11 protein-coding genes are annotated in these 12697 nt (G+C 74.0%); 9 read left to right on the forward strand and 2 right to left on the reverse strand.

Going from position 1 to position 12697, the window contains the following annotated elements; genetic code table 11:
• Window positions 1-374: 374 nt before the first annotated feature.
• From PV350_RS38310 to gnd, 4 genes are all read left to right on the forward strand, one after another.
• A complete protein-coding gene (locus tag PV350_RS38310) occupies window positions 375-899 on the forward strand; it encodes a winged helix-turn-helix domain-containing protein (protein WP_500338072.1) in 525 nt (174 codons plus the stop codon).
• Between the two features lie 176 nt (window positions 900-1075).
• Complete coding sequence (locus PV350_RS38315) at window positions 1076-3193, forward strand: ATP-binding SpoIIE family protein phosphatase (RefSeq protein WP_499510324.1); 2118 nt, start codon at window positions 1076-1078, stop codon at window positions 3191-3193.
• 166 nt (window positions 3194-3359) lie between these two features.
• Window positions 3360-3983: an SRPBCC family protein gene (locus PV350_RS38320; RefSeq protein ID WP_500338073.1), complete on the forward strand. Its 624-nt coding sequence runs from the start codon at window positions 3360-3362 to the stop codon at window positions 3981-3983.
• Window positions 3984-4076: 93 nt separating this feature from the next.
• On the forward strand, window positions 4077-5516 hold the full coding sequence (gene gnd / locus PV350_RS38325; protein WP_499510322.1) for an NADP(+)-dependent, decarboxylating phosphogluconate dehydrogenase: 1440 nt from the start codon (window positions 4077-4079) through the stop codon (window positions 5514-5516).
• A 45-nt stretch (window positions 5517-5561) separates the two neighbouring features.
• Here the strand turns inward: gnd and PV350_RS38330 are convergent, their stop codons facing one another.
• Complete coding sequence (locus PV350_RS38330; protein ID WP_499510321.1) at window positions 5562-7190, reverse strand: ATP-binding SpoIIE family protein phosphatase; 1629 nt, start codon at window positions 7188-7190, stop codon at window positions 5562-5564.
• Between the two features lie 216 nt (window positions 7191-7406).
• Between PV350_RS38330 and PV350_RS38335 the strand changes: the two genes are divergently transcribed.
• The 5 genes from PV350_RS38335 to PV350_RS38355 all read left to right on the forward strand — a co-directional run bounded on the left by PV350_RS38335 (window position 7407) and on the right by PV350_RS38355 (window position 11738).
• Window positions 7407-8081: a response regulator gene (locus tag PV350_RS38335; protein WP_499510320.1), complete on the forward strand. Its 675-nt coding sequence runs from the start codon at window positions 7407-7409 to the stop codon at window positions 8079-8081.
• The gene (locus PV350_RS38340) at window positions 8078-9139 is read left to right on the forward strand and encodes a sensor histidine kinase (RefSeq protein WP_499510319.1); all 1062 of its coding nucleotides are present in this window, start codon (window positions 8078-8080) and stop codon (window positions 9137-9139) included. Before PV350_RS38335 ends, PV350_RS38340 begins: the two co-directional genes overlap by 4 nt.
• A 48-nt stretch (window positions 9140-9187) precedes the next feature.
• Window positions 9188-9820 (forward strand): nucleoside/nucleotide kinase family protein, encoded by a 633-nt coding sequence (locus PV350_RS38345; RefSeq protein WP_499510318.1) that lies wholly within the window; start codon window positions 9188-9190, stop codon window positions 9818-9820.
• Window positions 9821-9872: 52 nt separating this feature from the next.
• Window positions 9873-10895 carry a GNAT family N-acetyltransferase gene (locus PV350_RS38350; protein ID WP_499510317.1) on the forward strand — a complete coding sequence of 341 codons (1023 nt, stop codon included), beginning with the start codon at window positions 9873-9875 and terminating at the stop codon, window positions 10893-10895.
• A gap of 252 nt (window positions 10896-11147) precedes the next feature.
• Entirely contained in the window at window positions 11148-11738 is a 591-nt protein-coding gene (locus PV350_RS38355) for a lytic polysaccharide monooxygenase auxiliary activity family 9 protein (RefSeq protein WP_499510316.1), read from the forward strand.
• Here PV350_RS38355 and PV350_RS38360 read toward each other — a convergent pair.
• Window positions 11711-12607, reverse strand: coding sequence for an SDR family oxidoreductase (locus PV350_RS38360; RefSeq protein ID WP_499510315.1), 897 nt, complete (start codon window positions 12605-12607; stop codon window positions 11711-11713). The genes PV350_RS38355 and PV350_RS38360 overlap by 28 nt on opposite strands.
• Window positions 12608-12697 lie beyond the last annotated feature (90 nt).

The raw sequence follows: 12697 nt of genomic DNA on the forward strand, positions 1-12697 counted from the left end.
TTTTTTTTTTTTTTTTTTTTCATGTCCTGGAGCCCCCCGAGTGCTCCCGGGCCTTTTTGGTGGCAGCGTAAGGTTGTTATAAGGTGCCTGGTCAGAGCCGTGAAGTGAGCCACCGCTGTCCCGGTGGGCGTCGCGTCTGGTTCAATGGGTGCCATGGCCAGCCTCACTGACACCGCGACAGGTCGCAGCGACCTCGAGCCGTTCTGGCCGTCCAGGCAGGAGTACCAGTTCGACCGGGAGTGTTGTCGCGCGGTCCCCGCGCGGACCCCGGCCCACAGCTGACGCCGTCCCCCGGTCGCCGCCCGCTGCCGGCCTCCCGGCGGTCCCGCGCAATACGTCGTCCCACGACCCTTCGCGCGAGAGCCGAGACCTCCATGTCCTCCAGCACCCAGTCCTTGCACCTGCCCGCCGTGAACCGTCAGCACCTGCGCGCCGTCCGCTCCGGCGACGTCCCGCCGGTGCCGGACTTCCTCCCGCCCGGCGCGACCTGGCTGCCCGCCCCCGGCCACCTGATGCCCGCGGGCGTCGGCGATCCGCCGATGGTCGGCTACCTCGTCCTCGTCCCCGTCGAGGGGCAGCCGGTGCCCCCGTCCCCGGCATCCGCCGACCTGCCGGTCACCGTCGACGGCGAGCGCCGCGTCGCCCAGGTGCGCGGCCGCGCACTCGACCTCACCTACCTGGAGTTCGAGCTGCTCGCCCACCTGGTGGCGCACCCGCACCGCGTGCACACCCGCGACCAGCTCGTCACCACGGTCTGGGGGTACGGCCACGTCGGGGACGGACGCACCGTCGACGTCCACATCGCCCGGCTGCGCCGCAAGCTCGGCCCCGAACACCGCGGCAGCATCGTCACCGTGCGCCGGGTCGGCTACAAGTACGCGCCGCCGGCGGCCCGCTGAGCCGTCCGGCGGACGGCGGAGGGGGGCCGGGCGGCCGCCGGGAGCGTTCCCGGAACCGGCGGAAACCCGGCTCTCCCACAGGTCCCGTCTGTAGCATGTCCCCCTACCGGACTATGGGTACGCTGTCACCGTTCCGGTGCGGCTCGACGCAGCGGGGAGCAGGTCCGGAGGGCGTGATGGCTGAGTCTCGGGAGTGGGTGCCCCCTGCGCCCGCGACGGTCGCCTGGCCGGCTCCCGCCGCCGCCCACATGTCGCTCAACGACGTCGGCGGCTTCGACTGGGACCTCGACCGCGACCGCATGCACCTCGACGAACACGCCCTGCGGACCGTCGACCTGCGCCCGCAGGACTTCGACGGCGACCCGAAGGCGCTGTTCTCCCGGCTGGCGCCGGACGAGGCCGGCGACGTCAACCGGACGATCACCCAGGCCCTCGGCGAGGGCCACTCCTCCTTCCGCGCCTTCAGCCGGCTCACCCGGCGCGACGGCCGCCGTGGCTGGATCCGTTTCCAGGGCCGCATCGTCCGCGACGGCACCGGCCGGGCGAACCGGGTGATCGGCATCGTCAGCGACGCCACCGACGAACTCGCCCAGGCGGCGGAGTGCCTGCGCGCGGACGAGGAGCACCCGACCGAGAGCAACCTGGTCATGGAGGTCACCGCGTCGCTGGCCCGGGCCGTGACCGTGCGCGACGTGACCGCGGCCCTCACCGGGAACCCCAGGATGGACCGGCTCGGCATAGCCAGCCTCTTCCTCGGCCAGGTCGAGGCCGGCCGGGTCCACGTGGTGAGCGACGCCAAGGCCAGCAGTTGGGTGCCGTCGCTGCAGTACACCCGGATCGAGGACGAGTTCCCGATGAGCGAGGTGGTACGGACCCTCGTCCCGCGCTTCATCACCTCCGGCGAGGAGTTCGCCCGGCGCTACCCCAAGTTGTGGCCGCACATCGAGCCGCTCGGCGCCTCCGCCGCCGCGTACCTCCCGCTGATCGCCCAGGGCCAGCCCATCGGCGCCCTGGGCCTGCTCTACCGGCACAAGCAGGGTTTCTCCCCGCAGGAGCGCCACCTGCTGATCGCGCTCAGCGGCAGCATCGCGCAGAGCCTGCAGCGCGCCATCCTCTTCGACCAGGAGCACGACATCGCGCAGGGTCTGCAGACCGCGATGCTGCCCCGCACCATCCCGCGCATCCCCGGCACCGAGATAGCGGTGCGCTACCGCTCCGCGCGGCTGGCCCGGGACATCGGCGGCGACTGGTACGACGTCGTGGCGATGCCCGGCGGCCGGGTCGCCGTCATCATCGGCGACGTCCAGGGCCACGACACCCACGCCACGGCCGTCATGGGCCAGTTGCGGATCGCCTTGCGGGCCTACGCCGGCGAGGGCCACCCGCCCGCCAGCGTCATGGCGCGGGCCTCGGCCTTCCTGTACGAGCTCGACACCGACCGGTTCGCCACCTGCCTGTACGCGCAGGTCGACCCGGCCACCGGGTCCGCCCTGCTGGTGCGGGCGGGCCACATCGACCCGCTGGTCCGGCAGTCCGACGGCACCGTGAGCGTGCTGCCCACCGCGGGCGGACTGCCGCTGGGCCTGTCCGCCCAGTTCGGCAGGCCGGACTACCCGGTCACCCCCGCCGAACTCGGTCCCGGCGACACCCTCCTGATGTTCAGTGACGGACTCGTCGAGCGGCCCGGCGCCGACCTCGACGACGGGGTGCGGCGGCTGTCCGGGGCGCTGGGCGAAGGCCCGCGCGAGGTCGGGGACCTCGCCGACCACCTCACTGCCGTCATGGGCGAGCAGGCCACCGACGACGACATGGCCCTGCTGCTGCTCCGGCGCGACAGCGACGCCTCCCCGCACCCGCCGCACCGGCTGCACCGGCACATCGCCCCCGGCGACCCCAAGGCCCTGTCCGAGGCCCGGGCCACGGTCCGTGACGCCATGGCGGGCTGGGGCCTGAGCGACCGGGTGGACGAGGCCGAACTCGCCGCCGGCGAGCTGATCACCAATGCGCTGGTGCACACCGACGGCGGCGCCCTGCTCACCCTGCGCATGCTTCCCGACGCGTCCCTGGCCCACGCCATGCCGGACGCCACCCGGCGGCTGCGCATCGAGGTGCACGACCTCGCGGCGAACTGGCCGCGCCGTCGCCGCCCCGGCGACGGCGAGGTGTCCGGGCGCGGTCTGCTGCTGGTCGACCGGCTCGCCGACGCGTGGGGTGTGGAGCCGCACGGTTCGGGCAAGGCAGTGTGGTGCGAATTCCGCGACCGCAGGAGCGGTTCGGAGCCCCTCGGGCACTGACGGTGAGGGTCCGCCGGCATACCGTTCGCGCCGGTCACGCACCCTGGATTCACCCGGACGGCTCACCCGCCACGACACACCGCCCGATTGGACGCAGGCTGTCGGTGAGGAGCCAAGAAGCCACTCTGCTCACATGCTGGCCGCGCCGGCACCGGGGAGGTCTGCGATGCCGACGGTGTCTACGAGCGTGATCGTCACCCGTACCGTGGAAGAGGTCTTCACCTTCCTTGCCGACGCCCGCAACCTCGCGTCGTGGAACTCCGGTATCGCCGCCGTGGCGGCGGACGCCGTACCCCCCGGCGAGCGGGCCGTCTACCGTTACCACTATCCGGGCCGCCACCGGGAGCACCGGCTGGAGTGCTCGGTCTACCAGCCCTGCCGGCGGATCGCCTACCGCGGCCGGCGGATGTGGAGCCCGCTGGGCACCCAGACGCCCGAGTTCGCGTTCCGGATGCTGCCGCACTCGCGGGGCGCGTTCGTCCAGCTCCAGGTCACCTGCCAGCTCGGCGGCGGCATGCTGCTGCTGAGCCCCTTCCTGGGCTGGGCCTGGCGCCGCGACCTCCCGGAGGACGCGCGCCGGCTGCGCGAGGCCCTCGGCGACCACCCCGTGGCGCCGCCCCTGCTGCCGCCTCCGCCACCACCACCCGCGGCGGTGGGACCGCTCAGGGCGGCCCAGGCCCGGGCACCGGCGGCCGAGGTCGTCGGAGCCGTTCCCGCGCCGCCGGCCAGGGGGCTGCGCCGTGCGGTGGCCCGTGTAGCAGGTCAGGGCCGGATCGGCACGGGCAGCTGACGGATCCGCTGGAATCCCGGCCGCCCGGCCGGTTCGCTGACAGGCTGGACGCCGTACGTGCCCCCCGCACCACAGCACAGAGAGGAACCGCAGATGGCGGAGCAGGCCCGCATCGGCGTCACCGGACTCGCGGTCATGGGCCGCAACCTGGCCCGGAACCTCGCGCGGCACGGCCACCCGGTGGCCCTGTACAACCGCACCCCGGCCAGGACGCGCTCCCTCGTGGAGGAGTTCGGCGGCGAGGGCGAGTTCCATCCGGCGGAGTCCCTCAAGGAGTTCGTCGACTCACTCGAACGGCCCCGGCGCATCATCATCATGGTCAAGGCCGGTGCCCCCACCGACGCCGTGATCGACGAGCTGGTGCCGCTGCTGGAGCCCGGCGACATGGTCGTCGACGGCGGCAACGCCGACTACCGCGACACCCGGCGCCGGGAGAAGGCGCTGCGCGAACAGGGTCTGCACTTCGTCGGCACCGGGATCTCCGGCGGCGAGGAGGGCGCCCTCAACGGTCCCTCGATCATGCCGGGCGGCTCCGTGGAGTCGTACGAGTCGCTCGGCCCGATCCTCGAGGACATCGCCGCCAAGGTCGACGGGGTGCCGTGCTGCACCCACGTGGGCCCGGACGGTGCCGGGCACTTCGTCAAGATGGTCCACAACGGCATCGAGTACTCCGACATGCAGCTCATCGCCGAGGCCTACGACCTGCTGCGGCACGCCGCGGGCAAGCGGCCGGGCGAGATCGCGGAGATCTTCCGCACCTGGAACTCCGGCCGCCTGGAGTCGTACCTCGTCGAGATCACCGCGGAGGTGCTGGCCCACACGGACGCCGACACCGGCAAGCCGTTCGTCGACGTGGTGCTGGACCAGGCCGGCCAGAAGGGCACCGGCAGCTGGACGGTGCAGAACGCCCTGGAGTTCGGCGTCCCCGTCTCCGGCATCGCCGAGGCGGTCTTCGCACGGTCGCTGTCCGGCAGCGCGGAGCTGAGGGCCGCCTCGCGCGGGCTGCCCGGACCGGCGGAGACCTGGCTGGACAGCGCTGCGGGCGACCGCTTCGCGGACGACGTCGAGCAGGCGCTGTACGCCTCCAAGATCGTCGCCTACGCCCAGGGGTTCAACCTGATCCAGGCGGGCAGCAACGAGTTCGGCTGGGACATCGACGCGGGCTCAATGGCGACGATCTGGCGCGGCGGCTGCATCATCCGGGCGCGCTTCCTCAACCGCATCAAGGAGGCGTTCGACTCCGAGCCGGGCCGTCCCACCCTGCTGACCGACGCGCACTTCGCCGAGGCCCTCGGCAACGCGCAGGCGGCATGGCGGCGGGTCGTCTCCACGGCGGCACAACTCGGCGTGCCCGCACCGGGGTTCTCCGCGGCGCTGGCGTACTACGACGCCCTGCGGGCGGAGCGGCTGCCCGCCGCGCTCATCCAGGGGCAGCGCGACTTCTTCGGGGCCCACACCTACAAGCGGGTCGACAAGCCCGGCTCCTTCCACACGCTCTGGGGCGGCGACCGCTCGGAGAACCCGGCCGACTGACGCCGGCCGACACCCGATGTCGCGTGGGCCCGGCCCCGGCCGGGTCTACGCGGCGACCGGCGGGGTGATCACCTGCTCCGCCCAGACCGTCTTGCCCGTCTCCGTGTAGCGGGTGCCCTGGGCGTCGGTGAGCTGGGCGACGATGGACAGCCCCCGGCCGTCCTGGTCGCTGGGCGCCGCGTGGCGCGGGTGCGGGGCGGCGCTGCAGGAGTCCGACACCTCGCAGACCAGGACCCGGTCGCGGATGATCCGCAGCCGGATCGGGCCCGTGGAGTACCGGATGGCGTTGGTGACGAGTTCGCTGACGACCAGCGTGGTGGTGAAGGACAGTTCCGGGAGCTTCCAGTCCGCCAGCAGCCGGTCCGTCCAGGCCCGTGCCTCCGCCACCGCCGCGGGGTCGTTGGACACCTCGCGGGTGGCGACGTCGCCGGCGTCCAGGGCGCGGGTGCGGGCGGCGAGGAGCACCGGCTCCGAGCCGGGTGCCGCGGTGCGCAGGACGCCGTCCAGCACCGTCGCCGGGTCGGTGATCTCCTGGCCGCCGGCGGGCAGCACTCGCAGCCCGGTGACCTGGCCGGCGCCCTCCGAGCCGACGGGGAGCCCGTCCGTGCCGCAGCTCAGCAGCAGCACGCTGCCGGGCGGCACGTCGCACTCGGTGACCTCCGGCTCGCCGGGCACGGGAGCGTCCTCCTCCTCTTCCTCCGCCGCCTCCAGGGGCGTGGCGGGCAGCGCTTGGGCGGGGTAGCCGCCGCACGCCACGGTGCAGCGGCAGGCCACCGGGTCGTAGACGACGATCAGGCACCGGTCGGCCTCGTCGGCGACGGGGGTCGCGGTGGGCCGGTGGAGCCGGGAGATGACCTCGCCCGGGCTCATGTCGAGCAGGATCAGCGCCCGGACCGCGGCCTTGAGCTGGCTCATCGCCGTCGCCGCGGGGACGCCCTGCCCGCGTACCGAACCGGTCACCAGGGCCACCCGGGCGCTGGGCAGCGGGATGACGTCCACCCAGGCCCCCGGGGCCGCGGCCGGCGGCAGGTGCCCCCGGGGGTCCTCGATCGCGTTGACCCGCGGGCCCTGCGGCGCCAGCAGGGCCTGCTGCAGGATCCGTCCGGCGGCGTTCTGGACCAGGCGCCGGCGGGCACCGTCCAGCAACCGGGCGGCCCTGTGGGCCAGACGACCGGCCGCCATCAGGTCGGCCCGGGAGAAGGCGGGGGAGCCCGTCGTCCGGTAGAAGGCCGCGACCCCCAGGACGACACCGCCGACGTCCAGCGGCATCACGAGCAGGGAGTGCGTGCCGGTGATCCGCAGCAGGGGGGCGCGCACCGGGTCGCGGGCGAGCCACCCCGTCTGCGGGCGGAGGTTCATCACCAGGTGCGGCCGCAGGTCGGTCAGCGACGCGTGGTACGGAGTCCTGGGCGGCAGGCTGCTGACGTCGCCGACCTCGTAGGCGCGCGGGACCGCGGTGCCCCGGGCCGCCCGGAAGGCCCCCCGGCGGAAGGTGAGTCCGGTGGCGGGCAGTCCGGAGATGGCGGCCTGCTCCGAGACGGTGGCGTCCGAGACCTCGACGGCGGCGAAGTCGGCCACGGTCGGCACGGCTGAATCCACGAGCTGCTGGGCTGCGTCGTAGGACCACGGCCGGTCCACAGGGTCGGCCTGGGGCGGGAGGGTGGCACAGAGCATGACGGTCGCCTCGGGTGAGGTCGGGGTCGGCGGACTGTTTGGTAGGCATTTCAAGCACTTGTCTTCCGCTTTCGAGGTTGCCCCTCCGGCCGGGCGAACGCATCCCCGTCGATCCGCAGAGGTCATCTGCGATTCCCCGCAGACGTGACTGCGGGTTTCCCGCAACACCGGCGGCGCGGGCTGCCCGCCGCGCGCGCCCGATCTAACGTGTGTGCTATGGACGTCCTCAGCCGCCCCGACGGCAGGCAGCCGCACCCGGCCATCTCGGTCGTACTCGCCGACGACCACCTGGTGGTGCGCGCGGGCATGCGGCTGCTGATGGCCGCCGACCCGGCCTTCGAGATCGTCGCCGAGACGTCCACCGTTCCGGAGACCCTGGAAGCCGTCCGGCGCCACCACCCGAGGGTGCTCGTCCTGGACCTGACCATGTCGGGCAGGTCCAGCCTGCCGACGATCCCGGCACTGCTGACCGAGTCGCCCAGGACGCGCATCCTGGTGCTGACCATGCAGGAGGACCCGGCGTTCGCCCGCGAGGCGCTGCGCACGGGGGCGGCCGGCTACCTGCTGAAGGAGGCCGCCGCCGAGGAACTGCTCGCCGCCGCCCACCAGGTCGCCGGTGGCGCCACCTATGTGCAGCCCTCGCTGGGGGCGCGGCTGGCGGTCGAGGACCTGGACCTGGCGGAACGGCATCACGAGGAGCCGCTCACCGACCGGGAGGCCCAGGTGCTGACCCTGCTGGCGCTGGGGCACACCAACCAGGAGATCGCCCGGCGCCTGTTCGTCTCCGTACGGACGGTGGAGACCCACCGGTCACGGCTGCGGGACAAGCTCGGCAAGGACAGCCGGGCAGAGTTGATCGCCGCGGCCAGAGAGCGCGGGCTGGTGGCATGACGCCGTCCGGCCCTGGAAGGACCGGGACGCGCCTGGCCCTGGAGGGGCTGGGCACCGGCCTCCTCGCGGCGGCGACCGTCATGGAGGTCACCGACCGCTCGCAGGGCTGGGAACTCGTCCTCGCCCTCGCGGCGGCCGTCTGTTACGTGCTGCTCACCCCCCTGGTGGCACCGCGGCAGCGGCTGTGGCTGGTGGTGGCCATCGCCTTCGCGCTCATGCTGACGGTGGCCGGGACGGTCCGCGTCGCCCAGCAGCCCTCGCTGAACGTCCTGCACGTGCTGCCGCTGCTGCTGGTCGCCTACGCGCTCTTCGCCGTCCGTTCCTCGGCGCGCCGGGACGCGAGGCTGCGCCGCGAGCGCGTCAGGGCCCGGCACGACGGCGAGGAGCGCGAGCGCCGCCGCTGGGCGCGTGAGCTGCACGACGACACCCTGCAGGAACTGGGGGCGGTCCAGGTGGTGCTGTCCACCGCCGCCGCGGACGGGCGGCCGGAGGCCATGCGGGAGGCCATCGACCAGGCACGCGGCCTCGTCGGCAACCAGATCGCCTCGCTGCGGCACCTGATCGTCGACCTGCGCCCTGTGGTGCTGGACGAGCTGGGGCTGCGCCCGGCGCTGCAGGCGCTGTGCCGGCGCTCCTTCGAGACGTACGGCATCCGCACCGAGCTGCGGCTCGGCGCGCACGCGGACACCGTCGGCGGCCTGCTCACCGCCGAGACGCAGGCGCAGATGTACCGGATCGTCCAGGAGGCGATCACCAACGCCGTGAAGCACGCCGAGCCGACCCGCGTCGTGGTCAGCCTGGAGAGCGACCAGCGCTCCGTGCACGTGACGATCACCGACAACGGGCACGGCATGGCCGCGGCGACCGCCGCGGGCCGCGGCACCTTCCGCGCCGCGGAGCCGCCGTCGCCGCAGACCCGGGGCATGGGCCTGTCCGCGATGCGTGAGCGCGCCGAGCTCATCGACGCCCGGCTCGCCGTGCGCAGCGCCCCGGGCGAGGGCACGACCGTCGACCTGCGGGTGCCCTGCGAGCCGCGCGGGGTGCCCGGCGAGGAGTGAACACGGGCCGCCTGCGCGGGCGGGGACCTCGACCGGCAGTATGGGGGCGTGCGACTGACGCCTGTGACCTGGGAACGGCTGACCGAGGCCGTCGTGGACCGCGTGCTGGAGCTGAAGCCCGACGACGGCGGCGAGCGTCCCAGGGTCGCGGTCGACGGGGCCCCGGCCACACGCCCGGACGTGCTGGGGGAGGCGCTGGCGCAGGCGCTGCGGCTCAGGGGCCGGCCGGTCGTCCGGGTGCCGGCGCAGACCTTCTGGCGGCCCGCCTCGCAGCGCTACGAAACGGGGCGCCACGACTTTGACGCCTACTACGAGCGCTGGCTGGACACCGGGGCCCTGTGGCGGGAGGTCTTCGACCCGATCGCGCCCGGAGGCACCGGGCGGGTGCTGCCCTCGTTGCGGGACCCGGTGACCGACCGTGCGACGCGGGCCGGGTACGAGGAACTCCCGCCCGGGGGAGTGCTGTTGCTGGAGGGCGCGCTCCTGCAGGGCTACGGCTTCCCCTTCGACCTCTGCGTCCACCTGCGGATGTCGGGGGCGGCCCTGGCCCGCCGCACACCGGAGGAAGAACGCTGGACGCTCCCGGCGTACGCCCGCTACGAGCAGGAGACGGCGCCCGGGGAGACCGCGGACGTCCTGGTGCACACCGACGACCCGCGGCACCCGGCCTGGACCGGGTGACCCGGCGGCCCTTGCCGCCGTACCGCCGTGACCGTTAGCGTCGCGGACCACCATGACTGTCGCCATCGCTCCGCTGACCACCGAGCACGTCCCCGAGGCAGCGGCCCTCCTCGACCGCTGGCACGCCAGGGCCCGCAAGGCGCTGCCCCACCAGTCCGGCCGGACCACCGCGCCGCCGCCGGGTGAGGAGCTGCTGGGCAAGATCCTGGCCGAGCCGGGCGTGGAGGCCGTCCTCGCCCGGGGCGGTGACGGGGCGCTCACCGGCTACCTCGCCGCGACCCCGCTCGACCTCGCGGAGGACGACCGGGCGGGCTTGCGCGCCCATCCGCGCTCCGCGCTGGTCTCGTACGGAGGGCACGCGCTGCGCGGCGGCCGGGACGGGGTGCGGGAGGACGTGCTGCGCGGGATGTACGCGGCGGTGGCCGCGCGCCTGGTCGCGGAGCGCCGGCCGGTGCACTACGTGGACCTGCCCGCCGACGAGGCGGTCGCCTCGGCCTGGTTCCGCACCGGCTTCGGTCTGGAGCGGGTGCGGGGCCTGATGGCGGTGCGCCCGCGCGGGCGGCAGCCGCGCGGTGTGGACGCGCTGTCGGTGCGCCGCGCGGGGCCCGGCGACCTGGACCGGATCGGGCGGATGGCGGTGGAGGCGGCACGCGCGGACCGCGGGACGGCGGTGTTCCGGCCGCAGCCCGAGGGGGCGTTGGCGAGGCTGCGGACGCACTACGCACCCGCCCTGGCCGATGCGCGCTGCGGGGCGTGGGTCGCCGCCCGCAGGGGCGAGGAGATCGGCATGGTGGTGCTGACACCGGCGGCGCCGGGCCCCGTCGTGCCCGACGGGTGCGTGGAACTGGCCGAGGCGTACGTGACCCAGGCCGCGCGGGGCGAGGGCATCAGCCGGGTGCTGCTCGCGACGGCGCTGGCGTGGGCGTACGACAGCGGCTACCGGCACATCACGGCCAGCTGGCCGGCGCTTTCGCCGGTGTCGGCGGCGCACTGGCCGCAGGTGGGCTTCCGGCCGGTGGCGTACCGGCTGCAACGGGTGCTGGACCCACGCCTGTGCGGGACACCACAACGTTGACAAGTTTGAGTGGCACGGAGCACTCCTCTTTCACTGTTAAACTAGTTTCAGATCGCCCGGCGGACCCAGGAGCGTCCGCGGCGAACCCCCAGCTGCCCCGGCCAGATCCCCCCGTCCTGGCCGGGGCTTTCCCTTTGGTTTTGGTCTAGACATGACCAACTCATGGGAGTACCTTCGCTGTTGGTCTAGACCTAGTGCCTGCGGGCTGCGCACTGCTCTCAGAACTCCCCCACGTTCTCCGAGGAGCGAAGCATGCACAGGAAATTCGGCGCCGCCGTCGTCGGCCTGGGCCTCGTCGGGCTGTCCGTGCTCGGCACCGGCAGCGCCTGGAGCCACGGCTACACCGACGCCCCCATCAGCCGTCAGAAGCTCTGCGCCAACGGCACCGTGACCAACTGCGGCGACATCCAGTGGGAGCCGCAGAGCGTCGAGGGCCCCAAGGGCTTCCCGTCCTCCGGCCCGTCCGACGGCACCCTCTGTGCCGGCGGCAACAGCCGGTTCGCCCAGCTCGACAACCCGCGCGGCGGCACCGGCTGGCCCACCACGAAGGTGACGTCCGGTCAGAACTACAGCTTCCGCTGGCAGTTCACCGCCTCGCACGCCACCAGCGACTTCACGTACTACATCACCAAGCAGGGCTTCGACCCCAGCCGGCCGCTCACCCGCTCCGCGCTGACCCTGACACCGTTCCTGACCGTCAACTACAACGGCGCCCGGCCGCCCGCCACCGTCACCCACCAGGGCACCATGCCCAGCAGGACCGGACGGCACATCATCCTGGCCGTCTGGTCCGTGGCGGACACCGGCAACGCCTTCTACGCCTGCTCCGACGTGCAGTTCTGACCCTCCGGAGCGGGCCGGCTGCCGAGCAGCCGCTCCCGTACGGCGTCGGCGGCACCGCCGCCGGCGCCCGACCGCTCCGTGCCGCCCACGCCGCCCGTGCCGCCGGTGCGGGCGGCACGGACCCGTGTCCCGCCGTCCACCACCAGCTCGGCGCCGGTGATCCAGGCCGCCTCGTCGGAGGCGAGCCAGCGCACGGCCCGGGCCACGTCGCCGGGTTCGCCGATCCGTCCCATCGGCAGCCCGGCGGCGATCGCGCGCTCGGCGTCCTGCCACACGAAGCGCGCCATCTCGGTGCGCACCAGGCCGGGGGAGACCGCGTTGACCCGCACCGCCGGGCCGAGTTCGCCCGCGAGCTGCGCCGTCAGGTGCAGCAGCGCCGCCTTGCTGGTGCCGTAGGCACCGACGTTCGGTCCGACGTGCCCGGCCCCCTCGGTGCAGACGTTGACCACCGCGCCGCCGTGCTCGCGCATCCAGGCCCGCCACGCCAGCTGGGTCAGCCGCAGGGGCGCCTCGACGTTGACCGCGAACGCGGCCCGCCACCGGTCCGGGTCGGCCTCCACGAGCGGCCCGTACGGGAGGTTGGTGGCGGCGTTGTTGACCAGGACGTCCAGGCCGCCGAGCGCGCGCACCGCGAGCGCCACGCACTGCGCGAGGTGGCCGGGGTCGGCGACCGTCCCGGCCAGGCTGGCCACGGTGTGCCCGGCGGCGCGCAGCCGCCCGGCCGCCGCCTCCAGCCGGACCGGGTCGCGGGCGGTCAGCAGGACGCGCGCGCCCGCGGCGGCCAGTTCCGCGGCGACGGCCAGCCCGATCCCGCCGGACGCGCCGGTGACCAGCGCCGTGCGTCCGGCGAGGGGGAGGGGTTCCGTCATGGGGTGACACTGCCATGACGGGCCATCAGTTTCCAGGGCGCCGACGACCCGAGGTCAGGGGCGCGGCGGTCAGGGGGCCACGGGGTCAGG

This window comes from Streptomyces sp. PA03-6a (assembly GCF_033792765.1).
In the GTDB taxonomy this organism is placed as follows: domain Bacteria; phylum Actinomycetota; class Actinomycetes; order Streptomycetales; family Streptomycetaceae; genus Actinacidiphila.